Annotated in this window: 24 protein-coding genes; 4 read left to right on the top strand and 20 right to left on the bottom strand. The window is 54.4% G+C overall.

Annotation, left to right across the window (positions count from 1 at the left end; translation table 11 throughout):
* Positions 1-5: 5 nt before the first annotated feature.
* The 10 genes from ACP9M6_RS08570 to dnaE form a co-directional block, all read right to left on the bottom strand.
* Positions 6-1,205: a M50 family metallopeptidase gene (locus ACP9M6_RS08570; protein WP_427450240.1), complete on the bottom strand. Its 1,200-nt coding sequence runs from the start codon at positions 1,203-1,205 to the stop codon at positions 6-8.
* Between the two features lie 64 nt (positions 1,206-1,269).
* Positions 1,270-2,439: a 1-deoxy-D-xylulose-5-phosphate reductoisomerase gene (dxr, locus tag ACP9M6_RS08565; protein ID WP_427450239.1), complete on the bottom strand. Its 1,170-nt coding sequence runs from the start codon at positions 2,437-2,439 to the stop codon at positions 1,270-1,272.
* A 4-nt stretch (positions 2,440-2,443) separates the two neighbouring features.
* The gene (locus ACP9M6_RS08560) at positions 2,444-3,307 is read right to left on the bottom strand and encodes a phosphatidate cytidylyltransferase (protein WP_427450237.1); all 864 of its coding nucleotides are present in this window, start codon (positions 3,305-3,307) and stop codon (positions 2,444-2,446) included.
* Complete coding sequence (uppS, locus tag ACP9M6_RS08555; RefSeq protein ID WP_427450236.1) at positions 3,307-4,005, bottom strand: polyprenyl diphosphate synthase; 699 nt, start codon at positions 4,003-4,005, stop codon at positions 3,307-3,309. The genes ACP9M6_RS08560 and uppS overlap by 1 nt, the downstream gene beginning before the upstream one ends.
* 29 nt (positions 4,006-4,034) lie before the next feature.
* Positions 4,035-4,592: a ribosome recycling factor gene (gene frr, locus ACP9M6_RS08550; protein ID WP_427450234.1), complete on the bottom strand. Its 558-nt coding sequence runs from the start codon at positions 4,590-4,592 to the stop codon at positions 4,035-4,037.
* Positions 4,593-4,641: 49 nt separating this feature from the next.
* Positions 4,642-5,361: a UMP kinase gene (gene pyrH, locus ACP9M6_RS08545; protein WP_427450232.1), complete on the bottom strand. Its 720-nt coding sequence runs from the start codon at positions 5,359-5,361 to the stop codon at positions 4,642-4,644.
* Positions 5,362-5,521: 160 nt separating this feature from the next.
* A complete protein-coding gene (gene tsf, locus ACP9M6_RS08540; RefSeq protein ID WP_427450231.1) occupies positions 5,522-6,442 on the bottom strand; it encodes a translation elongation factor Ts in 921 nt (306 codons plus the stop codon).
* 75 nt (positions 6,443-6,517) lie between these two features.
* Positions 6,518-7,621, bottom strand: a complete 1,104-nt coding sequence (gene rpsB, locus ACP9M6_RS08535) for a 30S ribosomal protein S2 (RefSeq protein WP_427450230.1) — start codon at positions 7,619-7,621, stop codon at positions 6,518-6,520.
* A gap of 185 nt (positions 7,622-7,806) precedes the next feature.
* Positions 7,807-9,180, bottom strand: a complete 1,374-nt coding sequence (locus ACP9M6_RS08530; protein WP_427450228.1) for a TadE/TadG family type IV pilus assembly protein — start codon at positions 9,178-9,180, stop codon at positions 7,807-7,809.
* A gap of 139 nt (positions 9,181-9,319) precedes the next feature.
* The gene (gene dnaE / locus ACP9M6_RS08525; protein ID WP_427450227.1) at positions 9,320-12,778 is read right to left on the bottom strand and encodes a DNA polymerase III subunit alpha; all 3,459 of its coding nucleotides are present in this window, start codon (positions 12,776-12,778) and stop codon (positions 9,320-9,322) included.
* Positions 12,779-13,043: 265 nt separating this feature from the next.
* Between dnaE and ACP9M6_RS08520 the strand changes: the two genes are divergently transcribed.
* Positions 13,044-14,375 carry an APC family permease gene (locus ACP9M6_RS08520; RefSeq protein ID WP_427450225.1) on the top strand — a complete coding sequence of 444 codons (1,332 nt, stop codon included), beginning with the start codon at positions 13,044-13,046 and terminating at the stop codon, positions 14,373-14,375.
* Here the strand turns inward: ACP9M6_RS08520 and ACP9M6_RS08515 are convergent.
* The 6 genes from ACP9M6_RS08515 to ACP9M6_RS08490 all read right to left on the bottom strand — a co-directional run bounded on the left by ACP9M6_RS08515 (position 14,328) and on the right by ACP9M6_RS08490 (position 19,773).
* Entirely contained in the window at positions 14,328-15,038 is a 711-nt protein-coding gene (locus ACP9M6_RS08515) for an ABC transporter ATP-binding protein (RefSeq protein ID WP_427450223.1), read from the bottom strand. The genes ACP9M6_RS08520 and ACP9M6_RS08515 overlap by 48 nt on opposite strands.
* On the bottom strand, positions 15,038-16,339 hold the full coding sequence (locus ACP9M6_RS08510; protein ID WP_427450222.1) for an ABC transporter permease: 1,302 nt from the start codon (positions 16,337-16,339) through the stop codon (positions 15,038-15,040). The genes ACP9M6_RS08515 and ACP9M6_RS08510 overlap by 1 nt, the downstream gene beginning before the upstream one ends.
* Positions 16,340-17,662 carry a proline--tRNA ligase gene (gene proS / locus ACP9M6_RS08505; protein WP_427450221.1) on the bottom strand — a complete coding sequence of 441 codons (1,323 nt, stop codon included), beginning with the start codon at positions 17,660-17,662 and terminating at the stop codon, positions 16,340-16,342.
* A 59-nt stretch (positions 17,663-17,721) separates the two neighbouring features.
* Complete coding sequence (locus tag ACP9M6_RS08500) at positions 17,722-17,985, bottom strand: DUF1467 family protein (RefSeq protein WP_427450219.1); 264 nt, start codon at positions 17,983-17,985, stop codon at positions 17,722-17,724.
* Positions 17,986-18,071: 86 nt separating this feature from the next.
* Positions 18,072-19,070: a hypothetical protein gene (locus ACP9M6_RS08495; RefSeq protein ID WP_427450217.1), complete on the bottom strand. Its 999-nt coding sequence runs from the start codon at positions 19,068-19,070 to the stop codon at positions 18,072-18,074.
* A 484-nt stretch (positions 19,071-19,554) separates the two neighbouring features.
* Positions 19,555-19,773, bottom strand: a complete 219-nt coding sequence (locus tag ACP9M6_RS08490; RefSeq protein ID WP_427450215.1) for a hypothetical protein — start codon at positions 19,771-19,773, stop codon at positions 19,555-19,557.
* A gap of 108 nt (positions 19,774-19,881) precedes the next feature.
* On the opposite strand from ACP9M6_RS08490, the gene ACP9M6_RS08485 reads away from it, so the two are divergent.
* Positions 19,882-20,634 (top strand): NUDIX hydrolase, encoded by a 753-nt coding sequence (locus tag ACP9M6_RS08485; RefSeq protein WP_427450213.1) that lies wholly within the window; start codon positions 19,882-19,884, stop codon positions 20,632-20,634.
* 88 nt (positions 20,635-20,722) lie between these two features.
* The gene (gene rpmG / locus ACP9M6_RS08480; RefSeq protein ID WP_427450211.1) at positions 20,723-20,890 is read left to right on the top strand and encodes a 50S ribosomal protein L33; all 168 of its coding nucleotides are present in this window, start codon (positions 20,723-20,725) and stop codon (positions 20,888-20,890) included.
* Positions 20,891-20,960: 70 nt separating this feature from the next.
* Here rpmG and ACP9M6_RS08475 read toward each other — a convergent pair whose 3' ends face one another.
* Positions 20,961-22,322 (bottom strand): PleD family two-component system response regulator, encoded by a 1,362-nt coding sequence (locus ACP9M6_RS08475; protein WP_427450209.1) that lies wholly within the window; start codon positions 22,320-22,322, stop codon positions 20,961-20,963.
* A 4-nt stretch (positions 22,323-22,326) separates the two neighbouring features.
* Positions 22,327-22,698 carry a response regulator gene (locus ACP9M6_RS08470; protein WP_427450208.1) on the bottom strand — a complete coding sequence of 124 codons (372 nt, stop codon included), beginning with the start codon at positions 22,696-22,698 and terminating at the stop codon, positions 22,327-22,329.
* A gap of 208 nt (positions 22,699-22,906) precedes the next feature.
* On the opposite strand from ACP9M6_RS08470, the gene ACP9M6_RS08465 reads away from it, so the two are divergent.
* The gene (locus ACP9M6_RS08465) at positions 22,907-24,250 is read left to right on the top strand and encodes a DNA polymerase IV (RefSeq protein ID WP_427450206.1); all 1,344 of its coding nucleotides are present in this window, start codon (positions 22,907-22,909) and stop codon (positions 24,248-24,250) included.
* Here ACP9M6_RS08465 and ACP9M6_RS08460 read toward each other — a convergent pair.
* Together ACP9M6_RS08460 and ACP9M6_RS08455 are read right to left on the bottom strand one after the other, a co-directional pair.
* On the bottom strand, positions 24,247-24,930 hold the full coding sequence (locus ACP9M6_RS08460) for a metal-dependent hydrolase (RefSeq protein WP_427450204.1): 684 nt from the start codon (positions 24,928-24,930) through the stop codon (positions 24,247-24,249). The two genes, ACP9M6_RS08465 and ACP9M6_RS08460, sit on opposite strands and share 4 nt — an antisense overlap.
* Positions 24,931-24,938: 8 nt before the next feature.
* Positions 24,939-25,430 carry a thioredoxin family protein gene (locus ACP9M6_RS08455; RefSeq protein ID WP_427450202.1) on the bottom strand — a complete coding sequence of 164 codons (492 nt, stop codon included), beginning with the start codon at positions 25,428-25,430 and terminating at the stop codon, positions 24,939-24,941.
* Positions 25,431-25,467 lie beyond the last annotated feature (37 nt).

The raw sequence follows: 25,467 nt of genomic DNA, 5'->3' as shown, positions 1-25,467 counted from the left end.
CCAGCTTAGGAGAAATCGATGCTTCGGAGATATCCGATATCATTAATTGTCAGCACCACGAAAAGCGTTAGCAATACAGCAAACCCAATTCGGAACCCAAACTCCTGTTTCTTTTGACTCAATGGCCGTCCGGCGACCGCTTCATAGCCGTAATAGACCAGATGTCCACCATCCAGCACGGGCAATGGCATTAAATTCGCGACACCTAACGCAATTGAAATCAACGCCATAAGGTTGAGCATATTATAGGCATAAGCCTTGGCCTTGGCCGAAACGGGCGCGTCTACATTGACCGTATCAACAGCGACCTTGCCCGTCACAGTCGCAATTTTAACGACGCTTCCCAGTTGTTTCCCGTCTTCTTTGCCGGTGAAAATCCGTTTTATATAATCTAGCGTAGCGCGAAGATTGCTAAAAAGCTCTGAGACGCCGTATTTGACGGAGGCGAAAAACCCTAAGTCTTTAAAGCCACCACTGGACCCCTCACCCGTGCCAATGCCGATTCTGCCGACTTCGCTCAGGCCGCCAATCCCATCGCGAACCTCGGTCCGCTTTGGCGTAACCGTCACGTCGCGTGTCCGACCGTCATTTTCGAGGCTTATAACAATCGGCGTATCACTGCGCAGGCTGATATAGCCAATGACATCATTTAAATTTGTAATCGGACGTCCATCGATTTCTAAGATCTTGTCGCCCGTTTCTATGCCCGCAGCTTGCGCCGGCATACCGTCTTGGACGTCCCCTACCACCCACGTGAAGGACGGCGCGCCAAATGTTGCGCCCATCCCTGCGAATAAAAGAATGGCGAGCAGGAAGTTCGCCATAGGCCCCGCCAGAACGACGAGCGACCGCTGCCAAACAGGACGAAAATGGAAGATATCATCAATCGCAGGCCCCGAAGGATTATCATCATAGGCCGCGCGGAGTTCGGCCAATTTCTCCGCATCTGGATTACTGGCCGCGCCTGCATCCCCTGCAAATTTCACATACCCGCCAAGTGGAATCCGCGAAATCGCCCAGTCCACGCCCGCTCTGGATTTCCAGCGGATGAGTGGCTTTCCAAAACCGATGGAAAAGCGCTCAACAGCAATACCGAAAAAACGCGCGACCGAGTAATGACCAAGCTCATGAAAGAAAACGAGAAATGACAGCAGAACGAGGAAGCTGAAAATCGCAATTAACGTTAAAACGACTCCCGTCATCATGCTGTCCCTGACTTATTGTGTGAGTGAATCTCTACCGTATCGGGATGCCGCAATCCGGGCGTGCTTACAAGTTTACAATCTGCTCATCTACAGTCGCGCGCGCCGCCCGGTCGAGGGCCATGACCGCTTCCACATGCGCGGGCGCGCAGGCGAAATCAGAACCTTTGGCGTGAGCGTCCAAAGCCGCTTCGACCACGCGGGCTATGCCAAGGAAGGGCAATTTGCCGTCTAAAAAAGCCGCGACAGCCTGTTCATTCGCCGCATTCAGGACACAGGGGGCCTGCCCACCGGCTTCTAACGCTTCCCTTGCGAGGCGGAGGGCCGGAAATTTCTCCATATCCGGCTCAAAAAACGTCAACCCGGAAATCTTTGCAAAATCGAGACGCTCAACGGGCGCAGCGATCCGCTTTGGCCAACCCATCGCATAGGCAATCGGTGTACGCATGTCCGGACTTCCCATCTGGGACAGAACGGACCCGTCAAGATATTCGACCATGGAATGAATGATCGACTGCGGATGCACAATGACGTCGATTTCTGAAGAGGGTCTGTCAAATAACCAACTCGCTTCAATCAGTTCCAGCCCCTTATTCATAAGCGTCGCAGAATCGATGCTTATCTTGGCTCCCATGGACCAGACGGGGTGGTTCAGCGCGTCTTCACGGGTCACGGATTGCAAGCGTTCCATACACGCCTCCCGAAACGGCCCCCCCGATGCGGTCAGGATGAGGCGTCTGACGCCTTTTGGATCATCTTCGAGCACTTGGAAAATCGCGTTATGTTCAGAGTCGACAGGCAGGAGTGTCGCGCCTGACGCCTTAACGGCTTTCATAAATGTTTCACCCGCGCAGACGAGGCATTCCTTGTTGGCCAGTCCGACATGATTCCCCTGCCCGACGGCGGCGAGTGTGGGTTCCAATCCAGCAGATCCGATAATCGCGGCCATGGTAAAGTCGGCATGACGTTTGGCAGCTTCGATAAGAGCCTCAGAGCCGAACCCTAATTCTACGTCCATATCTGAGAGGCGAGACGTGAGCTCAGCCGCTTTCGCCTCATCAGCTAAGGCGATGAATTCTGGATGAAATTCTTCCGCCTGCTCTGCGATAATATCGACACTGCTATTGGCTGTCAGCGCGACAATTTTATAAGCCCCCGCTTCGGCGCGTCGTACAATATCTAACGTATTCTTACCAATTGAGCCCGTAGAGCCCAGCACGCTAATCCGTTTTGTCATACTATCAGGCCCAGATATTCGGGAAGAGTGCGAGCATAATCGCCGCGCCCAGAACGGCGGCCATGAGACTGTCGAGGCGATCCAGCAATCCACCATGGCCGGGCATCAGCGTCCCTGTATCTTTCACACCCAGCTTTCGCTTAATCGCGGATTCAAACAAATCACCGAGAACAGAGAGTATCGCAACAGGCAGTGCCAGAATGGCACCATTCATCCAACCAATACCAACACTCCAGCCCACAAGAGCGCCGAGAATGACGGCAAAAATCTGTCCGGACACAAAACCGGACCACGTCTTGTTCGGTGAGATTGAAGGCGCGAGCTTTGGGCCGCCTATAAGCGAGCCCCCAAAATAAGCCCCAACATCAGCAGCGACAACGCAAACCACAATAAAGAGAAGGCGCTGGAATCCATCCGTCGAAAAACCAACGGCATTCCCACGCATCGCAATGATCAACAAACAGGGTATGACAATATAGGCCGCGCCCAAGGCGGCCCACCCGATCCGCGGCCCTTTTCGCGGGCTTGGACGAATAGCCTGTAAGCCAACAACGGAAAAAATTGTAAGTCCCACGGCAATGACGGCCAGGCCATATTGCATTTGCACAACATAGATAACCGCTGCGATTAACCCTAAAATTGGGGCAATATAGGCTGTCAAACGTGGCGCCGGATGGCTCATCCTGACCCATTCAAACAGCATGCGCGACCCAAACAGCGCGACGAGCGCTGCCCATATCCAACCGCCAAAGTAAAACGGAGCTAAACAGACAAGTAATAATGCGACGGCAGACCCGAACCGGACACCTAGGTTTTTCCACCTCCGCTTTGGCAAGCCGGACAGGTCGGGCATAATACCGTCTGACATTACGCGACTTCCGGCGTGTTCAGATTACCAAACCGACGGTCACGATTGTGAAATTCGGAGATAGCCGACTGAAGATCGGAGACTTCAAAATCCGGCCAGAGCACATCTGTAAAAATAAACTCGGCATAAGCCGCCTGCCAGAGGAGGAAGTTGCTAATCCGCTTCTCACCCGATGTTCGGATCACGAGGTCCACATCGGGTAGACCTGCGGTATCGAGGAAGGGTGCGAAGTCAGCCTCAGCCATATCCGACAAATCACGCCCGGCCGCAACGGCCCGCGCGGAGGCTCTCAAGATTTCATCCCGTCCACCATAATTAAACGCAATGTTCAAATTAAAGGCCGTATTATTTTTCGTCGTCTCTTCCACACGTTGGATGAGCGCGAGTAGGTCCGGCTTCAAACCTTTGCGCGACCCTAGTATCCGGACACGCACATTTCGCCCATGAAGCGTTTCCAGATCACTTTCCACATATTCGCGGAGTAAATTAAATAGAGCCGCAATTTCAGCCTTGGGCCGCGTCCAGTTTTCAGTCGAAAAACTGTAAAGCGTCAGACATTTAACGCCAATCTCTGAAGCACCCTCAACGACACGCCGTACAGTTTTAACGCCTTGCGTATGGCCAAACACACGAGGCCGATGACGGGCCCTCGCCCAGCGGCCATTTCCGTCCATGATGATGGCAATATGCGCCGGCATGGTTTGATATGTCGGCGTTACTCCCACCGTTAGACCTGCATAATCTCTGCAGACTTCGCGTCGAGCGCTTTTTCGATCTCTGAGATGACAGCATCTGTTGCCTTTTGGACATCGCCCTCATGGGCTTTGCGCTCATCTTCGCTCATGCCGTCTTTTTCGGACTTTTTGAGAGCATCCATCGCATCGCGGCGAACATTCCGCACGGCAACTTTGGCATTCTCTGCATAGCCACTTGCGACTTTCGTGAGATCGCGGCGACGTTCTTCTGTCAGGGGCGGCATGGGAATGCGCAAAGTCTGGCCGTCCATGACCGGATTAATGCCCAGATTGGATTGGCGCAGGGCTTTCTCAACACCCGCAACCATCGTCTTATCCCAGACATTCACGACTAACATCCGCGCTTCCGGCACGGTGATATTCGCGACCTGATTGAGCGGCATTTCCGATCCGTAAGCCGGGACCGTAATTTTATCGAGCAGAGAGGCGCTCGCCCGACCTGTGCGTAATCCGCCAAATTCGCTGCGCAGCGCTGTCACGGCGCCGTCCATGCGTTTGCGGTAATCCGCAAGGTTAAAATCATCAGCCATACGGCTCTCCTTAAGTCTTCATCACGTCTAATGCCGCCAAATGGCGAAATCAGGACCCGATTATGGTGCAAACGCCTTTTCCGGCCATAACACGGTCAAAACCGCCCTGATCCGCCAGCGAGAACACTATAATTGGGATTTTATTCTCGCGCATCAAGGTCACAGCCGACGCATCCATCACGCGGAGGTCGTCCGACAGGACCTTATGATAGGATAACTTGTCATAGCGCTTGGCATTCGGGTTGGATTTCGGGTCACTATCATAGACGCCGTCAACCTGCGTCCCCTTGAGTAGCGCATCGCATTCCATTTCCGCCGCACGGAGCGCCGCCGCCGTATCTGTTGTGAAATAGGGGTTCCCCGTACCGGCTGCGAAAATCACAACACGGCCCTTTTCCATATGGCGGGCGGCCTTGCGTCGGATATAAGGTTCGCAAACAGTTTGCATCGGAATGGCGGACTGGACACGCGTATCGACGCCGAGTTCTTCGAGCGCGGATTGCATGGCGAGCGCATTCATGACGGTCGCCAACATGCCCATATAATCGGCGGTCGAGCGTTCAATACCCGACGCCGCAGCAGACAGCCCACGGAAGATGTTCCCCGCCCCGATCACAAGTGCAATTTCGAGGCCCTTATCATGCGCGGCCTTAATCTCACCCGCGAAACGTTTCACTGTATCGGTGTCAATCCCGTAGGCTTGCGAGCCCATCAGGGCCTCACCGGAAATTTTCAGCAGGACGCGTTTATATTGGTAATCAGCCGACATGATATTCCCGCAATTCAAGGAGCGCGATGTGCGACTCCATTTCGGAACTGAATATAGGCATGAGAAGCGCGAGGGCTAGGATTGTTTTTCGTAGACCTCATAAGAAAAAAGCCGCGCCCCTTTCGGAACGCGGCCTCTAAACTCTGAAATCGAAGAGGGCTTAGGAGCCGGCAACCGCGGCTGCGACTTCTGCGGCGAAGTCTTCTTCTTTTTTCTCAATGCCGTCGCCGACTTCCATGCGGACATAGCCCGTCATTTTGATGTCTGCGCCGAGGGATTTTGCTTCATTGGCGATGATTGTTTCAACATTGTGATCCGGGTCCATGACGAACATCTGTGTCATCAGGACAGACTCTTTGAAGAACTTGACCATGCGGCCTTCGACCATTTTGTCGACAATCGCTTCCGGCTTACCGGATTCAATCGCTTCGTCTTTCAAAGCTTTACGCTCTTTTGCGACGAGGTCTTGGTCCAGATCGTCAGTTGTCAGTGCGAGCGGCGATGTTGCAGCAATGTGCATGGCGATTTTCTTGGCCAATGCACCGAGTGCGGCTTGGTCACCAGTGGATTCCAGTGCAACCAACACACCGATCTTACCCATTCCTGGTGCAACCGAGTTATGGATATAACCACTGACAACACCAGCAGACACGGACAGTTTCGCCATACGACGCAAGGACATGTTCTCGCCGATTTTGGCGACGAGCGATGTCAGGTAATCCGTGACAGTCTTACCTTCAACATGCGCTTCACGCAGCTCTTCAGTGTTGCTCACACCGAGAGCAGCCGTTGCGACTTTGGCAACTGCGGCTTGGAAGCCATCGTTACGGGCAACAAAGTCAGTCTCGGAGTTTACTTCTACGAGCACGCCTGATGTGGCATCTGTTTCAAATGCGACAAGACCTTCTGCCGCAACGCGACCGGCTTTCTTGTCCGCCTTCGCGATACCTTTCATACGCAACCAGTCGATTGCCTTTTCGATGTCGCCGTCATTTTCGCTGAGGGCTTTTTTGCAGTCCATCATGCCGGCAGACGTTGCGTCGCGCAGCTCTTTCACGAGTTTAGCTGTGATAGCAGCCATATCGGTCTCCTATTCGGATTAGATTTATTTTGATTCCGCGCTCAGATAGGTACCAGAGCGCGGGAATGTAAGAGCTTAGGCTTTAGCAGCCGCCGCTTGATCGGATTTCGCGCGAGGTGGCTTGCCGGAGACGATTTCTTTCGCCTGAACAACCCACTCACCGGCCGCAAATTTACCCGAAAGGTCAGCCGCAGCTTCAATCTCGGCGATCTTCTCGTCAGAAAGTTCCGCCATGACTTGCAGTGATGTCACACCAGCCGCTTCGAGAGCCGCTTTATATTTCGGGCCGATGCCGTCGATAAGCGCGATATCGGACAATGTCGGCGCAACAGCCGCTTCTTGTGCAGCCGATGCAGGCGCAGCCGTTGTTGGTTCTGCCGCTGGTGAAGGCGCATCAGGTGCGATTTCCGCCATTGGTGTTTGCAACATAACTTCTTCAATGTGCTCAGCAGCGCCGAGGTCTTGGCCGATTGCAGCCTGTGCTTCTGTCATACCGTCGAGAACGGCGTCAGCCATCAATTCACAATAAAGCTGAATCGCGCGGGCCGCATCATCATTACCCGGAATAGGCATGTCAGCGGAAGCCGGATCACAATTTGTGTCGAGGATCGCGACGACAGGGATACCCAAACGACGGGCTTCTTTAATCGCAATGCCTTCCTTGTTTGTGTCGATAACAAACATCAGGTCAGGCTTGCCGCCCATATCCTTGATACCGCCGAGCGCTTTTTCAAGCTTCTGCATTTCACGGTCAAGCTTCAGGTTCTCCTTCTTTGTGAGACCTGTATCAGCATCGGCACCTTGGTCACCCAAGAGCGCTTCCAGTTCTTTCAAACGGGCGATGGATTTTGTGACCGTCTGCCAGTTTGTGAGCATGCCGCCCAACCAACGATGATTGACGTAATATTGCGCACACCGCTTGGCCGCATTTGCGACGGGATCCGACGCGGCGCGTTTTGTACCGACGAACAGAACGCGTCCGCCTTTGGCAGCAACGTCACGTGTTTCTTTGAGGGCTTGGTGCAGCAGTGGAACTGTCTGGGACAGATCCATAATGTGAATGCCGGACCGGGCGCCAAAGATGTAGGACGCCATTTTTGGGTTCCAGCGATGTGTCTGGTGACCAAAGTGAACGCCGGCTTCGAGTAGCTGACGCATAGAAAATTCAGGAAGAGCCATGGGATATCTCCGTACTTCCGGTTAACCTAAGCCTGCGGGGTGACGATTATTAAATCGACCGGAATTGATGAGAGCCTATATGGCAAACACCAGACCGCAGACGCGAATTGAGAGCGCGACATAGCGGGGTTGGTGCGGAATGCAAGCGGTTTGTGCGGTTTGCAACGGGTTTCAATCACGCCTCTCTATCTTACAAGACGAACACTCTCATCCGATCTTGGTTCGATGGGATTGATGTTGGCTGAAACGTGATCAACATCCACATGAACGCTGGCCCCGTCACCAATGCTGATCTGATACCCGATAAAAGATGTGGCGGGCGCTTGATTTTCAAGCAAGCTCCCGCCGCGGAAATGGATTTTCTGCCCCGGGAGGTAAACCACGCCCGTCACAGACATACTGGATCCCCGACTAACAATCGATTCCGTTAGAAGGCCGTCAAGTTCACGGCCTGACCGCGCCGCCTCATGATAACCGTATCCGAATTGGAAATATTTTGGATCGCCATAGGTCGCGTAAGGATAAAATTCAGAGCTCCCCTTATAAGTTACGTCTTGAAAAAATGCCAAGTTCGCAAATTTACCTTTAACAGGCGCTCTTAACGATACTCGTGAGCCCTCATTTACGATTAGACGTGCACGATCACCTTGAAGAACAAAGGTGACATCATTGGCCGTAATGCGACTACCATTATCAAAAATCAGCGGACCGTCCTGTATGATATATGTCCCGGGTTCAAAATCGACTTTCTTGTTAAAGAAAACGAGACCGCCACAATATGTACCGGGCGAAAGCTTAACGCCTCCCGCCTCTGATTGCCAAGACGTCAAACTTGCATTGACAATATCGCTGTCCATACACGCCCCTGATGTGGGAGGCATTATATCAATAAAGGGGTCTTCTACAGACCTACATTCAGTATTTACAAATGGCTCAAATTTGCCCTGTGCGCCACCCGTGACACAAAAATCCTTTGAGCGGGCCTCTCCCCCGTGATCAATGATAGCCGCTTTTTGATGGCTCGAATTCACTTGCACCGAACAATTTGGGGATGTGAGTCTCGCGCCGCCGGTCACCTCAAAACTACGCTCACCGTCAGGATCAAGTGCGAGCATACAAATGACATCACCCTCCGTCACCTCAGCAGAGGATGAGTCCTTTACGCGGGAGGTCTCTTTACCAACAAGGTGCATAAAACTTGTTTTCAAATCAGCCGTCGCTTCGAGTGTGACACGCTCGGCCGTGGATTCCATGACTTGAAAGTCTATCTTATCGGCTTGAGACCCGATATTTTCTTGAAAATAGGTTCTGGCGGCCTCAGCCCGCGCTTGGTCCGTCAACGTCTGGTTGGCAATAGAAGCAAGAGCGGCATTATCTAATGCACTCGACAAGCGCGCTTCCAAAGCGCTGTTTCTTTGGCTGTCGACAGCAACTGAGACCGTTACCAAGACCGGAATAGCCAGTAGCGCCAAGAATACCGCAACCTGACCGCTTTCTGATGACCGAAAGCCGTCCAGCGGTACAATTATTTTATTATTCGCAGACATGCGTAACCTCATATTTTGCACCCACAAGTGAGCGTTCAAATAAATGTGAAACATGACTCAGTACTTCGGCACTATGGTTAACAAATTTGTTTCACATACCGCTGTTAAAACGTAGGTTAATCAAATATGACGAGAAATGCTCGTTCCGGCTTTACGCGGCGATCTCTACTATTGTCTCTACCGCACTATTTGCCTTGATCGCCTTCCGGATGGCCGGATCAATCCCCCACTTGCCCTCTAATCGCCAAGCCGCCTCCCGCATCTCTCCAATCGGAGCGATAATTTCGATATAGCCGCTCATCTGGTAAGGCGAGTTTTGCAGGCCTTCTAATGTCCGTTGAAGCTCATCAAGCGTCTCGATACTCGCCTGACGCAGACGGATTTTTAGGCCTGCTGGTGCGACGGGCGCAGCTTCCCCTGCCCCGCCTTCAACGCCATCCAGCATTTGCACGCCATCACAAAACAGACGCGTCTCGCCGTCATTGCGTTCAGCCTTGACCTGCATACGGATGATATTGCCGGCGGAGAGAATATCGCGATGCGGTGTCAGGATGTTCTCGCTGACAAGGACTTCATAATCACCCGTTGGGTCGGACAATTCGACAAAGGCAAAACGCTTGCCGCGTTTGGAGACGCGTTCCTGTTTCTTCCGCACGACACCGGCAACCGTGTAATTTCCCACGCCCGCATCTTCCAACCGCTCGGCCAGCATGAGCCCGGTCAGTTTATCCATATGCTCGTCCAGCGGATGACCGCCGAGATAGAACCCGACCGCGCCGAGCTCGTGCCCTAATTGGTCCATTTGCGACCAAGGTTCTGCATAAGTCAGGTCGGGATCTTTTATCTCAACCGTCGCATCACCGAACAGGCTGACCTGCGCGCTCTCCCGCTCCTGCGCGGCGAGGGTTCCCATACTCTGGATAAGTCCCGCATTAGCGAGGACCATGGCGCGGTTCGGCTCAATACAATCAAAAGCACCGGATCGAGCGAGATTTTCAATCGCGCGTTTATTCACCTGCCGCATGTCGACCCGCCGCGCAAAGTCATAGAGCGAGGTAAAGGGGCCGCCCTCCTCCCGCACGGCGACGAGATGTTTCATGGCTTCCAAGCCCACATTTTTTAACGCGCCAAGGGCGTAGAGAACATCGCCGCCTTCAACATCAAAGTCGGCCTGACTGCCATTGATACAGGGTGGTCGCACGGTGACATCCATCCGCTTGGCTTCCTGATAGAACTGGACCAGCTTTTCGACATTGGCGAGGTCGAGCGACATGATCGCGGCGAGGAATTCCGTGGTATGCAAGGCCTTCAGATAGGCCGTGCGGAAGGTAATCATCGCATAGGCGGCAGCGTGGGATTTATTGAACCCGTAGCCCGCAAATTCATTGACGAGATCAAAAATACCCGACGCTTGGTCTTTATCGACGCCGCGTTCGACAGCCCCATCAATAAATTTACCCTTTTGACGGTTCATTTCCGCCTGGTCCTTCTTCCCCATGGCCCGACGTAGCAAATCCGCGTCTGCCAAGGTAAAGCCGGACAGAACCCGGGCGATTTCCATCACCTGTTCCTGATAGATGATAATGCCGTAGGTCTCTTTCAGCGTGTCTTCGAGTTTGGGATGCGGATAGGTAATTTCCTGCCGCCCCCATTTGCGTTCGACATAATCGGGAATGTTCCGCATCGGCCCCGGCCGGTAGAGCGAAATCAGCGCGGTCAGTTCCTCAAGGCTGGCGGGCGCGAGCTTGCGCAACACATCCCGCATGCCCGAACTTTCCAACTGGAACACGCCCGCAGACAGGCCTTCTGCTAGCGGTTTGTAAGCGGCGGGGACGGTCGTCTTGAGATGGTCGACATCGACCTCAATCCCCTGCTTCTTCAGATAGCCCACACAGCGTTGGATCACGGTCAGCGTCTTAAGGCCCAAGAAGTCGAACTTCACGAGGCCCGCTTTTTCCGCCCATTTCATCGTGAATTGCGTCGCGGGAATATCTGCGCGCGGGTCCTGATAAAGCGGGACGATCTGCGTCAGCGGACGATCACCGATGACAACACCCGCCGCATGGGTTGAGGCATTGCGGTAGAGCCCTTCCAGCTTCAGCGCCGTGTCGAGCAATCGCTTCACGGCAGGTTCCGAATCCCGCGCGGCTTTAAGCGCGGGCTCCATGCTGATGGCCTGTTTCAGGGAAACCGGATTGGCCGGATTGGACGGGACGAGCTTCGCGAGACGGTCCACCTGCCCCAGTGGCATTTGCATGACGCGGCCCACATCCCGCACCACGGCGCGGGCTTGTAACGTTCCGAAGGTGATAATCATCGCGACCTGCCCGTCGCCATATTTGCGGCGGACATAGTCGATGACTTCGCCGCGTCTTTCCTGACAGAAGTCGATATCGAAATCGGGCATGGACACCCGTTCGGGGTTCAGGAATCGCTCGAAGAGAAGGCCGTATCTCAACGGATCCAGATCGGTAATGGTCAACGCCCAGGCCACGACAGAGCCCGCACCGGAGCCCCGCCCCGGTCCGACCGGAATATCGTGATCTTTCGCCCATTGGATAAAATCCGCAACGATCAGGAAATAACCCGGAAAACCCATCTTCTTGATAATATTGAGCTCAAATTCCAAACGCTCAAAATAAGCCTCACGCGGCTCGGCGAGTTCAACTTCGCTCAGGCGCTTTTCCAAACCTTTCTTGGCTTGGCTATCCAGAATATCATCCTCGGAATAGGACCCGTCACCAAAACTCGGCAGGATGGGCGCGTGTTTTGGCACGCGATACGCACAGCGCTGCGCAATTTGTAACGTGTTTTCAATCGCTTCCGGGAGATCGTTAAACAGGTTGACCATCTCTTCCGAAGATTTGAAATAGTGATGCAGGGAGAGTTTCCGACGGTCTTTCTCCAGCACATAGGTACTTTCCGACATGGCCAGCAAGACATCATGTGCCTTGTGCATATCGGGGTCGAGGAAATAGGGCTCATTCGTCGCGACGAGCGGGAGATTGTGCTTATAAGCTAACTCTAACAAGCCCGCTTCCGTGGCCGCACTTTCCTCAGGCGTATGACGCTGAATTTCGACATAGAGCCGATCCGGGAAAAGCGACATCAGACGCACCAGCCAGCTTTCTGCCTCGGCGGTCCGTCCATCTTTGATGAGTTTATTCAGGACACCGTCCTGCCCGCCGGTCAGGGCGATCACGCCCTCCGTATTGCCGTCCATACGGGAGGGTTTCAGATGCGGATAATCCGTCGATTCAATTTCGAGATAGCAAGCCGAGGACAGGTCCATGAGATTGCCATAGCCGGCCTCATCCTGCGCCAGTAAAACCAGCGTGCCATCGGGGTCTTTGTGGATTTGTCCGGGTTGGCGCGGGCCTTCCAGATCCATGGTCACCGTGACACCAATAATCGGCTGGACGCCCTCGCCCGCAACGGTTTCGCAAAACTCCAGCGCACCGCAGAGATTATTCGTATCCGTAATGGCCAGCGCGGGTTGGCGATAGCGCACACAACGCTCCGCCGTTTCACGGATTTTCAGCGCCCCTTCCAACATGGAATAGGGCGATCGCATACGTAGGTGGACAAAATCACGGGCTATGCGGCTCATGCGGACTCCCATCGGGGATTCGCGCTAGCCGCCAATCACCATCATCCACATTGTGACGACGGCAACGAAGCCTGCCAAGACGAGCGCGGAAGAAATGTCGTGGATGATTTGGCGTGTCATGAGTCTGTCCTGTTTCGTTTGTTCTATTTATGTTCTCACTTAATGAGAACAAAACGTCAACATGCTGTGAATAGACAGCCTGTGGATATTAAGATTCAGCCCACCAAACGTTGCCCTTAAAGGACGCTGACCTCATACCCACTCTATGACTCGCACCACTTTCACGCCGCGCACGGCTATGGCCATCATCATTGCAAACATGGTTGGCGTGGGCGTCTTCACGGCGCTTGGCTATCAACTTGCCGACATTGACAGCCTGTTTGCGATCATCATGCTCTGGGTGATTGGCGGACTAGCAGCCCTCTGCGGCGCACTCTCATATGCCGAACTCGGCGCGTCCCTGCCGCGATCCGGCGGGGAATATACCTTTCTGGGCGAGGCTTATCATCCCGCGGCCGGGTTTATCTCCGGCTGGGTCAGCGCGACGATTGGATTCGCCGCGCCGACCGCCGTCGTCGCGATTGCGTTTGCGGATTATACGGGCGCGATCTTGCCGGGCGGCGTGTCGCCCCTGATGCAGAAAATCATCGCCGTCGCGCTTGTCGTCATTCTTGCCGCCCTCCATGCGCGCTCACGCCATGTTTCGGGGGCGACGCAGACGATATTTACAGCCGTGAAAATCGCGCTCATCACCGCTTTTATTCTCGCGGCCTTCCTTCTGACCGCAGAGCCTCAGATCCTGGACCTCGCGCCAAAAGCGTCAGACCCCGCCGTCATGATGAGCATCCCCTACGGTATCGCGCTGATCTATGTCTCCTACGCCTATACGGGATGGAACGCGGCGACCTATGTATCGGGCGAGATGAGCAACCCGCAAAAGGACCTGCCGCGCGTCCTGTTCCTCGGCACTGCGCTCGTGACCGTGCTCTACGTCCTCCTCAATCTCGCCTTTCTCTACGCAGCCCCTGTCGAGGCGATGCAGGGCAAGGTCGAGATTGGATATATCGCGGCGGAAGGCATTTTCGGAGAGACGGGCGGGCGGCTGGTCGGCGGGATGTTGGCGTTGCTCCTCATCTCCACGGTGAGCGCCATGACCCTCGCTGGACCTCGCGCTTTGCAAGCGATTGGGGAAGATTACCACGCCATGCGCTGGCTGTCGAAAAGCACAGTAGAGGGTGTGCCCTGGCTGGCGATTTGTTTTCAGGCAGGGATTGCGATTTTCTTCATCCTGAGTTCGACCTTTGACGAGATCCTCGTCTTTGCGGGGTCGATGCTGGCCTTTAACAGCCTGCTGGCCATTGTCGGCCTGTTCGTATTGCGGTGGCGTCAACCGGATCTGCCGCGTCCTTACAAGACGTGGGGTTATCCGATTGTTCCGTTGATCTACCTGACGATTACGGCGGTCACCTTGGTCTTTGTGATACTGGACCGCCCGAAAGCCGCGCTAGGGGGATTGGCCCTTATCGCCGTCGGATTTCTCTTTTGGTTCTTAACCCGAAATCTGGGGCATAACAGGCGGAACCCACGGCACGACTAGGCCGTCCTGTACCGTTAGGACGCGGTCAAAGAACGGGACGAGGTTCATATTATGCGTCGCGATCAGGGCGGCGACACCCTCTTGACGGGTCAGGTCGAACAGGCTGCGGAACACACGGTCCGATGTCGCGGGGTCGAGGTTCCCTGTCGGTTCATCCCCCAGCAGCATTTGCGGACGATTGGCGAGCGCGCGGGCAATGGCCACGCGTTGCTGCTCCCCGCCGGACATCTCGCTCGGGCGATGGGTCAGGCGTCCGCCAAGGCCCATCCCCGTTAGCAGTCGCGCCGCTTCCGCTTCGGCCTTTTTCGCGGCCACGCCGGAGATCATTTGCGGGATGGCGACATTTTCCAGCGCGGTGAATTCCTTCTGCAGGTGATGGAATTGATAGACGACGCCGACACTCTCACGCCGGATCCTCGTGCGCTGATCATCGGGCAGTTTCAGGCATTCGCGGCCATTGATATAGACCTCGCCCGCATTCGGTTTTTCGAGCAATCCCGCTGCATGGAGCAGAGTCGACTTCCCTGAGCCAGAAGGCCCGACAAGGCCGACCATTTCGCCGGGATAAATATCAATATCCGCCCCCGCCATAACGGTCAGGGTTCCCCCACCCGACGGGTAGGAGCGGTGCAGATTGCGAACGGACAGAATAGGACGCGCCATTATTCGTACCTCAACGCATCAACGGGATCGATGCGGCTGGCTGAGAGCGCAGGCACAAAGGTCGCCGCCGCAGAAATCATGAAGCCCCAGAACGCAACGCCGAACACTTCGGCCCAAACGATTTTCACGGGAATACCGCCAGAGAGTTGATAGACATCTTCGGGGAATAGCGGCTGTCCTGTAATCGCTTCGATCAACGCCTGAATACCGCCAATATTCACACAGAAAAGGATGCCGATTATCAATCCGCCCAGTGTTCCGAGTATCCCGATCATTGCACCCGACATCAGGAAGATGCGCAGAATGCCGCCCTGCGTCACGCCAATTGTTCGCAGGATAGCGATATCCTTGGATTTGTTCTTCACCAGCATAATCATCGACGCCAGCACGGGGAACGCGGCGATGATCACGACAATCATGAAGATAAACCGCATCGCAATCTGTTCGGTCCGCAGCGCCGTCGCCGTCGATGCATTGCGCGCACGCCAGTTGGAGACAAATCCGGGCGCCTGTATCGCCTCGTAAACCGCGTCTTCAAGTTGGTCGACTTGGTCGGGGGCTTCCAACCTCAACTGTATTTGTCCCGTCAGTTTTCCGCCCTCAAACAGGGCCGTCGCCTGATCGAAATCCATGTAGATATAGGAGAGATCCGTCGTAATAATCCCGACGGAGAAAATTGCGCCTACCGTATAATTCTTACGAATGGGCTGTGGTCCCGTGACTGTCGTACGGGTGCGCGGTGAGTAGACGGTGATCTTATCCCCGACACTCAATCCCAAATTACGCGCCACACCGGAGCCAATCGCGATTTGATGGCTTGAACCAGCACCTTCCCCAAAAAATTCCAAAGAGCCCTGCGTCAGATTGCTGGAGATAATCTCAAACCCACGCAAGCGGTCGGGGCGCACGCCAATCACTTGCCCCAGCGAGAACTGTCCATTGGCCTGAACACCTGTGAAATCCTGCGTGAATTGAAAGGCCTCATTCACCCCATCAATCGCGGCGAGACGCTTCTCAAGCGCCGCCATGTCCTCCGCCGTGACATTCGGATCGGCGAGGTCGACATACATATGTCCCTCACTCCCAATCGTCAGGCGGATGACCTCGTCGCGGAAACCGTTCATGATCGACATGATGATTATCATCGCGGCAATGGCGAGCAGGATGCAGAAGAAGGAGATCGCGGCAATCAGGCCGACGCCGCCTTGGCTTTTTTTGGCACGCAAATACCGCGTCGCGATACGGCGCTCAATCAGACCGAACGCGCGGTTACGTCCCGTATTTCCGATCGGCGCTGACACTTACGCGAAAGCTTTCGTGACAAAGGCGACGGCCTCTTCCGGCGACATATTCTGCTTTTCGCCCGTCGCGCGGTCTTTCACTTCCACGGAACCGTCTTTCAGGCCACGCGGGCCGACGGCGATTTGGAAGGGCAGTCCAATCAGATCCATCCGCGAGAATTTCACGCCGATGGAACCTTTCTCGTCATCCAGAAGTGGATCAACACCCGCTTCTACCAGCTTGTTATATATGGTTTCTGAAACCGCATCTGACTCCTCATGACCGGGTTTGAGGTTCAGGACCCCTGCCCCGAATGGCGCAACGGATTTCGGCCAGATAATCCCATTCTCGTCATGGGAGGCTTCTATAATCCCGCCAACTAAGCGCGACACGCCTATGCCGTAACTACCCATCATGACGGTCTGCGGTTTGCCATTTGAGTCCATGACTTCGGCCTTCATCGGCGCGGAATATTTATCACCGAAATAGAAGATATGACCGACCTCAATGCCCCGCGCGGAGAGCTGCTTCTCCGACGGAATTTTTGCAAATTCGTCAGCATCATGCATCTCTTCCGTCGCGGCATAGAGCGAGGTGCGTTCCTCAAAAATGTGGCTCAAATCCCCCTCAAAATCGACATCGCCCGGAGGGGCCATTTCCACCAGATCCCGGTGACAGAAAACTTCGCTCTCTCCGCTCTCGGCGAGGATGACAAATTCATGTGACAGGTCGCCGCCAATCGGACCCGTATCGGCTTTCATCGGTACGGCCTTGATTCCGAGACGCGCGAATGTGTTCAGATAGGCCGTGAACATCTTGTTGTATGACCGCACCGCATCTTCCTTGGTCAGGTCGAAACTATAGGTATCCTTCATCAGGAATTCCCGTCCGCGCATGACGCCGAAACGCGGACGGCGCTCGTCGCGGAATTTCCACTGAATGTGATAGAGCATTTTCGGCAGATCTTTATAGGAGCGCACGAAGGACCGGAACACATCTGTTATCATGTCCTCATTGGTCGGGCCGTAGAGCATCTCGCGCTCGTGCCTGTCTGTAATGCGCAGCATTTCCGGACCATAGGCGTCATAGCGTCCCGTCTCGCGCCAGAGATCCGCGCTCTGAATCGTCGGCATCAGCATTTCGACCGCGCCGGCCTTATTCTGTTCCTCACGCACGATCTGCTCGATCTTCTTGAGAACCTTAAATCCGAGCGGCAACCACGTGTAGATACCCGCAGAATTCTGGCGGATCATCCCCGCCCGCAACATATAGCGATGCGAAGCGACCGTCGCGTCAGACGGCGTCTCCTTTAGGAGCGGTAAGAAGTAACGGGACAGGCGCATGAACGGTCTCTTTTTGCGTTGAAATTCCGCTTAACCGCACCCGTCCAATGCGACAAGACCTAACGGTTAATATAGTTCCCAAAGGCGTCCCAGGACACCCAGCCCGACAGGATGAGCGCACAGGTCAACACCCAGAGGATGGACGCAATAATCGTCGTCTGTTTGAACTTCTTCTTAATGTCCAATGTATGCGGTGCGCCGGGTTCTGACCCCTCGACAATATCATTCTCTTCCGCCTGCCCGCGAATTCCGATGGGCAGGATGATAAAGAGCGTGAGCCACCAAATGATGAGCCAGACGACGAGTGCGGAGAACCAATTCATGGACGCTATTTAGGCAATCAGGCGCAGAAGTCTAAGCCCCATTTACCGTGACGCGGTGAAATGAAGCAGGCCTAGCAATTTCGACCCTACCAATTTCTCCAGTGCGTCAGCTTCGCAATGTAACCCCAAATCGACCAAATCGCGCCCATATAGAGAAGCGTCAGGAATGTGGAAACGGCCATTAAGAGGACCGCTGGAATCATAAATCCTGCGGAACTTACTGTATCCCACAGGGGCGACAGGTCCGGCATAGTCTCAGACTCCCAATCGATGACCATTAGAAAATCGACGACTCCACTGGAATGAATCAGGATACCGAAGGCTAGCAAAGTAAAAATGGCCAAGGCAAAATATCCAACCAATCCCACAATCACGACGGCTCCCAATGTCGGAAGGGCATAGGGCTTCATCATATTCCAAGCCGAAAAGGGGCTAAAACTTTCGTCCCGCACCGATATGGCCGCCGCCGGTATAAAGCGAATGGCAACATAAGCCATTCCAGCCAAGAGACCGAGAAATGCGATAAAGAATATGAGCCCGCCTATCACTGCGACCACACCGGAGCTGGAAATCGCACTGCCGAGACCGAAAATAATGCCCAACAGGATCGCCATGGCAAAATAGACTCCCATGAATATCGCATAGAGGATCATACTAACGACGATCTTTGTGCCCAGAACACGCCATTCGTCATAGCCGAACCGCAAGGGAAACATACCACGGTCCTCACCGCGAATAATATTGCGGTAAAGTGCTGTCTCAACAGAAATATAAACGCCGACCTGCACAATATAGATCAGCATGAATAAGCCAAAACTCGCAAAGAATGGCCCGATGACAGCCCAGACTTCGGCCGGATCAGGCTCCCCGCCAGCACTCGCCGCATCCAGCTCAATGATGTTCTGGAACATAGAAATATAGGCTTTCGCAATCGGAATGCCTAAAAGTAAAAACGCGATCAGCAAAATGAACGTGCCCCACCCCAAGACGCGGAGCAGATAACCCTTCCCGCCGGGCAGGTTAAACACCTGACCCATCGCGGCTTTCATTTCGAATGGCGGCGTGTGTGTGGTCTCTACAGTCATGTTCGGGTCTCCTGCGGTCACGTTAGTCGTAGGGAGGTGCCGGGTCGAGGGAAATGCCAATCCCCGTTTATGGGGAAGTTAATCCGCGCTTTTGCCGCTTTGATAACAGTCAAAACCATACGCCCCTGTCACCCCGCACCAGCCTAAAAGGTGCAGATACGGGGCCTAACGTTTTCTGAGTCTTAGCTTGGGTTTGCTTGCGATAGGTCCCGCATCAAGTGCGAGATGACATTGAGTTTTGCGGCGCTGAGTGGTGGCCAATCCTCGTTTATAAAGAGAATGATCCCCACTTATAAAAGCTGTGTCATATTTATTCTCGTTCTTTCAGACACGGGACAGGCGAGGCCTCGCTTGCTGGTACTGAAAGACGGTGGGGTTGAGCATCCGGTTGTGAGAAGCCGGACTGCGCCGGACCTTTAGAAACGAGAGCCGACCGGTGGTTCCAAGTGGGCCAACTCCGGGGTTTATTCGACCGGCCGTTTCTTCAAAAACCGCTGCCGCGTGGCCGTGTTTGTGGTGTAAGCCGCATGCACATTGCGGAATTAATGCGGGTGTAAAACGCATTGATAGAAGGATTGAAGCGTAACGGTATCGCCGACACTTCGCACAGGTTCTTCAACCGCACGGCCTTTTGCGTAAAAACTTTTTTCTCTCTGGTTTCCCCATCGCGGGAGGTCACCACGCGGACTGTCCCATTCATCATGGACCTTCGCCTATCCCGCCGACCCCATGATGGGCGGTCGCAGCTTTCCCCTACCCGCAACACATTTACCGCATTGAACCCGCACAAATGAAAGTACATCATCTCTTCATGACTGATCCCATTAAAGATTCCGGCCCCGTTCTCGTCGGGAAGATGAAAATTACAGATGGTGAGCGGGCCAAGCGTAAAGAATTAACGCGCGCGCCGAAGCCAAAACTGGCCTCGACCCTCGTCCTGACCTGTGGCACGGGGAAACATCAGAAAATCCTTATGGGGCAACGGTCCAAGCGGCATGATTTCATGCCGAGCGTTTATGTCTTCCCTGGCGGACGCGTGGACCGCGCGGACAGCTACGCGCCCTATGCGGGGGAGCTTTCCACGCGCACGGCGCGCATTCTCGAATCAGCCTACTCTCCGCGACGCGCGCGTGCCGTTGTTCTGGCGAGTGTCCGCGAAACGTGGGAAGAAACGGGCCTCATGTTGGGCGCCGAGGCCCGCATGACGCGCAACCTCAATAATGAGAGCTATGATGCCTTTCGTGAGGCGGGTTATCTGCCGGACCTCTCCGGCATTGAGGTCTTTGGCCGTGCCGTCACGCCGCCCCACCGGCATAAGCGGTTCGATGCGTGGTTCTTTGTCAAACATATGGGCGATATCGCACCGCCCGCGATTACGGATAGTCATGAACTGCTCAATGTCGGTTGGTTTACGTTTGATGAGATCGAAAAGCTGGAGACGCAACGCGCCACGGATATGATGTTGCGCGTCCTGAAAGGCTATCTGAAAGCCAATAGCCCGCCTGAGACCATCTTCTATTCCCGTGCGGTCCGCGGAGAGTTTAAAATGTTGCAGTTTCCGTAAAGGCTATTGCGAGTCTATCGGTTGACAGCCCCGCCCACAGCGCCTATCCGCGCGCAACTGTTTTACCTGTAAATGAGGACTACCCGTCATGGCGAAGCCCACCACTATCAAAATCCGCCTGAACTCAACAGCAGGCACTGGTTACTTCTACGTCACCAAAAAGAATTCCCGTACAATGACCGAAAAAATGGTCAAGAAAAAGTACGACCCCGTCGTGCGCAAGCACGTCGACTTCAAAGAAGGCAAGATCAAGTAACGATCTACTCGATTTGAGTTTGGGTGATTATCCCACGTAAAAAGCCGTCCCTCCCGGGGCGGCTTTTTCATTAGGCCGCTTGACGAACTGCCGCTGGCAAAGCTTTGTTCCGGCCGGATTGCTTCGCTTTATAGAGCGCATCATCTGCCCGTTTGAAGACGTCGCGCAAGCTCTCTCCAGGCTCCGCTTCCGCAACACCGACAGATGTTGTAACTTGTAGGGCTTCGCCATCCACGAAGATGGGTGTGCCCGCGATCAGCGCCCTCACCCGATCCGCGGCGACTAAGGCTTCACCAAGCTTCGTTTCCGGCATCGCGATCATAAATTCCTCGCCGCCATACCGTGCAACAACATCTACGGCGCGCATATTCGTGACGAGCCGTGCTGCTGTTTCCTTTAAAATCTGATCTCCCATGTCATGACCGAGGATATCGTTGACCCGTTTGAAATGGTCGATGTCGAACACCATGACGGAAAACGCTGTGTCGCGGGTTTCCAGCGCATCGAAAAGCGGTTCCACAGCACGATCGAAATAGCGACGATTACCCAAACCTGTCAGCGGGTCAGCCACAACCATTTCGAGATTCTCGTTGAAGTTCTCGCGCAGGGAATCAGCGTAGAATTTCCGGCGCAGCAGAGTCTGCACCCGCGCATTCAATTCCTGCACCTCAATCGGACGCATGATCGTATCATTTATGCCGATATCATAGGCGCGGACGAAACGTGTTTCATCTTCGGGATCACCGATGACGAGGATCGGGACATCTCGGCTTTCCTCGTTGAATTTCAGGGAGGCGCAGACGCGCAAACCATCGAAGCTGTCGGCCACCAAACTCACGATGACTGCATCTACACCTGTCTTTGCGAGACGGAGCGCTTTCACCGGATCACTCTCAATGACGATTTGATGTTTCTCCCGCAAGGGCGTGGAAATTTTCTCGGCATTGCGCTTATGGTCATCGACCAGAAGGATACGCCCGCGTTGTTTCTCAATTGTCTCCAGCAAGCTACGTGAATTGGAGAGCGTATGGCCCGTATGGCTCAGGAGTTGGTCCGTCACCATTTTCAGGCGCAGCAGTGAACGCACACGCGCCATCATATTGAAATCGTCAATCGGCTTTGTGATGAAATCATCCGCACCGGCTTCCAGCCCGCGAATCCGGTCCTTTGTCTCTTCGAGTGCCGTCACCATCACAATAGGGACGTGCCACGTATCAGGATTATTCTTGATGCGGCGGCAGGCTTCGAACCCGTTCATGCCAGGCATCATCGCATCCATCAGAATGAGATCGAGCCGCTCGGACTGCGCAACTTCCAAGGCTTCATAACCGCTGCGCGCGGTCAGGACGTCATAATACTCCGCCTGCAATTTGACCTGCAGCAGATGAATATTCGGGGCGAGATCGTCTACGACGAGAATTCTTGCGGACACGACCTTATGCCGCTTCGGCGAATTTCCGCACTTTGGCGAGGAAGGACGACACAGTGATCGGCTTGGCGATGTAATCTTCGCAGCCCCCGTCACGGATGCGTTTCTCGTCACCCTTCATGGCAAAAGCCGTGACAGCAATCACCGGAATATCGGCCAGTGCCTTATCGTCCTTGATCCATTTGGTGACTTCGAGTCCGGAGACTTCGGGAAGCTGGATATCCATGAGGATGAGATCAGGCTTGAAACTCCGCGCAATGGAAATCGCTTTCAGCCCCTCACGGGTCTGACGTGTTTCATATCCATGCGCGTCGAGCAGATCGGTGAACAGTTTCATGTTCAACTCGTTATCTTCGACAATGAGGACTTTCTTCGGCATTTTTCTAAGCATATCCCGTTTCACCAACTTGACGGTCACATCGTTCAGCCCGTGTGACCTGTTCTTGTTCTGATAACCGGACCCTGACAGAATATCCTTAAATCGGAGTGTACCTGCCGGTTACCTGTGGTTAACCACGAATCTTATCCGCAGGCCTTTCCACAGAAAGAACATTGAGTGAACATTGTAAAGATTCTATAAAGAGGCCATGCCCACCCCTGTCACAGATATATCCAGATTATGTCGCGATTGCGGTGCGGCTTTGCTTGCTGCTGAAACCTGCGCGAGCTGCGGCGGGTCGCGCTTTCTGGCACATCCTGAATTGGGACGGCTCTCCATCGCGCATGTGGATTGCGATGCATTTTATTGCTCGGTCGAAAAGCGGGATGATCCGTCGATTCGCGACAAGCCTGTGGTTGTCGGCGGCGGAAAACGCGGCGTCGTCTCGGCGGCTTGCTATCACGCGCGGATATATGGTGTGCGCTCCGCAATGCCGATGTTCCAAGCGCTCAAGCTCTGCCCTGACCTGACCGTCGTCAAAGGCAGTATGGATAAATACGCCTATGAAGGCGGGCGCATTCGGGAGATGATGCGGGCCCTGACGCCGCTCGTCGAACCGCTCTCGATTGACGAGGCGTTTCTGGATCTGACGGGCACGGAAAGATTGCATGGCCGCACACCCGCCCAGAGCCTGATCAAACTCCAGAATGATGTGTTGCGAGAGATCGGTGTGACGGTTTCCATCGGCCTGTCCTACAATAAGTTCCTCGCCAAGACGGCGTCAGACCTCGACAAGCCGCATGGCTTTGCCGTGCTGGGGGAGGAGGATGCGCAGGCGTTTCTCGCCAAGCAATCGGTTGGGTTCATCTATGGCATTGGTCCCGCTTTCGCAGCGAAGCTGGAAAAAGCGGGATTGAAGACGATTGCCGATGTGCGGCGGAAAACGGATCGGCAGATGGCGGAACGGTTTGGCGATCACGGGCTGCGTCTCGCAAGGCTGTCGCGCGGAGAGGACTACCGCAAAGTCAATCCGACGAGTGACCGGAAATCCGTCTCGGCAGAAACAACATTCAACACAGATATTTCTGATCTGGAAAAGCTGAAGGACAAGCTCTGGCAGGTCTGTCTAAAAACGGCAGATCGGAGCAAAGCGAAAAATTTAGCTGGGCGGACCGTGACGCTGAAACTGAAATCCTCGTCGTTCAAATCCATCACGCGGCGGCGGACGTTCCAGCATCCGCTCCAACTCGCGGATGCCATCTTTGCGGCCCTTGAACCACTGCTGGAAGCCGAGGCGGACGGATATAAAAAATACCGTCTGATCGGCGCGGGGATTTCGGGCCTGACGGAACCGCTGGGCGATGTAGCCGATATGCTGGACGAAAAAGCCGCCAAGCGCGGCGCGGCGGAACGTGCCAGTGACATTGCCCGCGCGAAATTCGGAACGGACGCTGTGAAGACCGGACGCGGTCTGCGCTTGCAGAAAGACCGTGAGGAAGCGCGCGGCAGTCTCGCGGAAAGCCTGCCGAGCAAGCCTCGCGTCGATGATTAGAGCTTCGGCGTCCGCCCGCGTTCAATCCAAGCCACGGCAGTACAAAGTATCGTGTATGTGGTCAGCATGAGCACACCCAAGGTCACGCCTTGCGGGCCAGTCTTCGGGTCAAACGTACCCGCCTGGACCTCAAATCCCGGAATGAGAACAAATATAATCTGGAGCAGAACCATAAAGGCGAAGAGCAGTCCCAATCCGACTTCAGTCTTCCGTGATCCAGTGGTCGCGCGCATCCAGAAAATAAACGCTGCCGTGAGGAGGCCAATTTCCATCGCAAAGGCGATGAGCGGCGCATTCCATAAACTAAAGCCAAGTTCAGTCGAACTCCCGGGCCATAATGGCAAATCAGGACGATGCACAATCAAGTCCAGTACCCAATGCGAGAAGACGAGCCCAAAGATAACCCAAAATCCCTTCGCCCCTGATTTCTGGCGATAGAGTTTGAACAAAACGCCGCCCAATGCAGCCCACCCAAGTGACGTCAGAAAACTGTGCGAGTAAGGAATGGTAAAAAGCGGCGCGCCCTCGACCATCCGTGTTTCGCCCTCGAGGCCCAGAATAACGAGGATCGCAAAGACCACATCGATGAACTGTACAGCCAGAAACCCAACCCATAGCGGAACGAGCGGTGTGCCCTTGCCGCGCTGCGTGTCCCAGACCGCAGGACCGTAATGCCCCATAAACATCGCTAGAAAAGCGCCACAGTTTCGAGTTCCAGAATGATATCATCTTTGGATCGGCTGGCACTATTGCGCCAATCGACAGCTGTGACCTTATTTAGAACCGTACCGTCATAATCGACCATAATCATGGTCGGTGTGCCAACAATTTTTTCAATGCCAAACCGTTGTGCGATATCGATATTCCGATTTTTCTGTCCAACATCGACATAGGTCACGACGAAATTCCGGTCTAGCAAGCCCATAATATCTTCGTCCTGCGTGAACCATCCGGCCAGTGCGCGGCTGTCATGGCACCAGTTTGCGCCCATCACAACGAGCGTAATTTTGCTTTCGTCTATGCCCTGCGCTAGCGCCGCATCGACGTCAGCGGAGGCGTCACGGGTCTCATCAAAGAGTCGGGCTTCCGGGTGTTCTGCGGCAGACGCAATCGTCGTCGCGGCGAAGGATGTGCAGCCAACAGCGAGGACGGCAATGAGGAGTAGGGATAGGAGTTTCATAGCGACAAGCTAACCCGATTTTAGTTGCGCGCAAGGG

The organism is Litorimonas sp. WD9-15 (assembly GCF_050271975.1).
GTDB lineage: Bacteria > Pseudomonadota > Alphaproteobacteria > Caulobacterales > Maricaulaceae > Litorimonas.
Note: the sequence above shows the minus strand (reverse complement) of the source record. Positions and strands in the feature narration are given on the sequence as shown.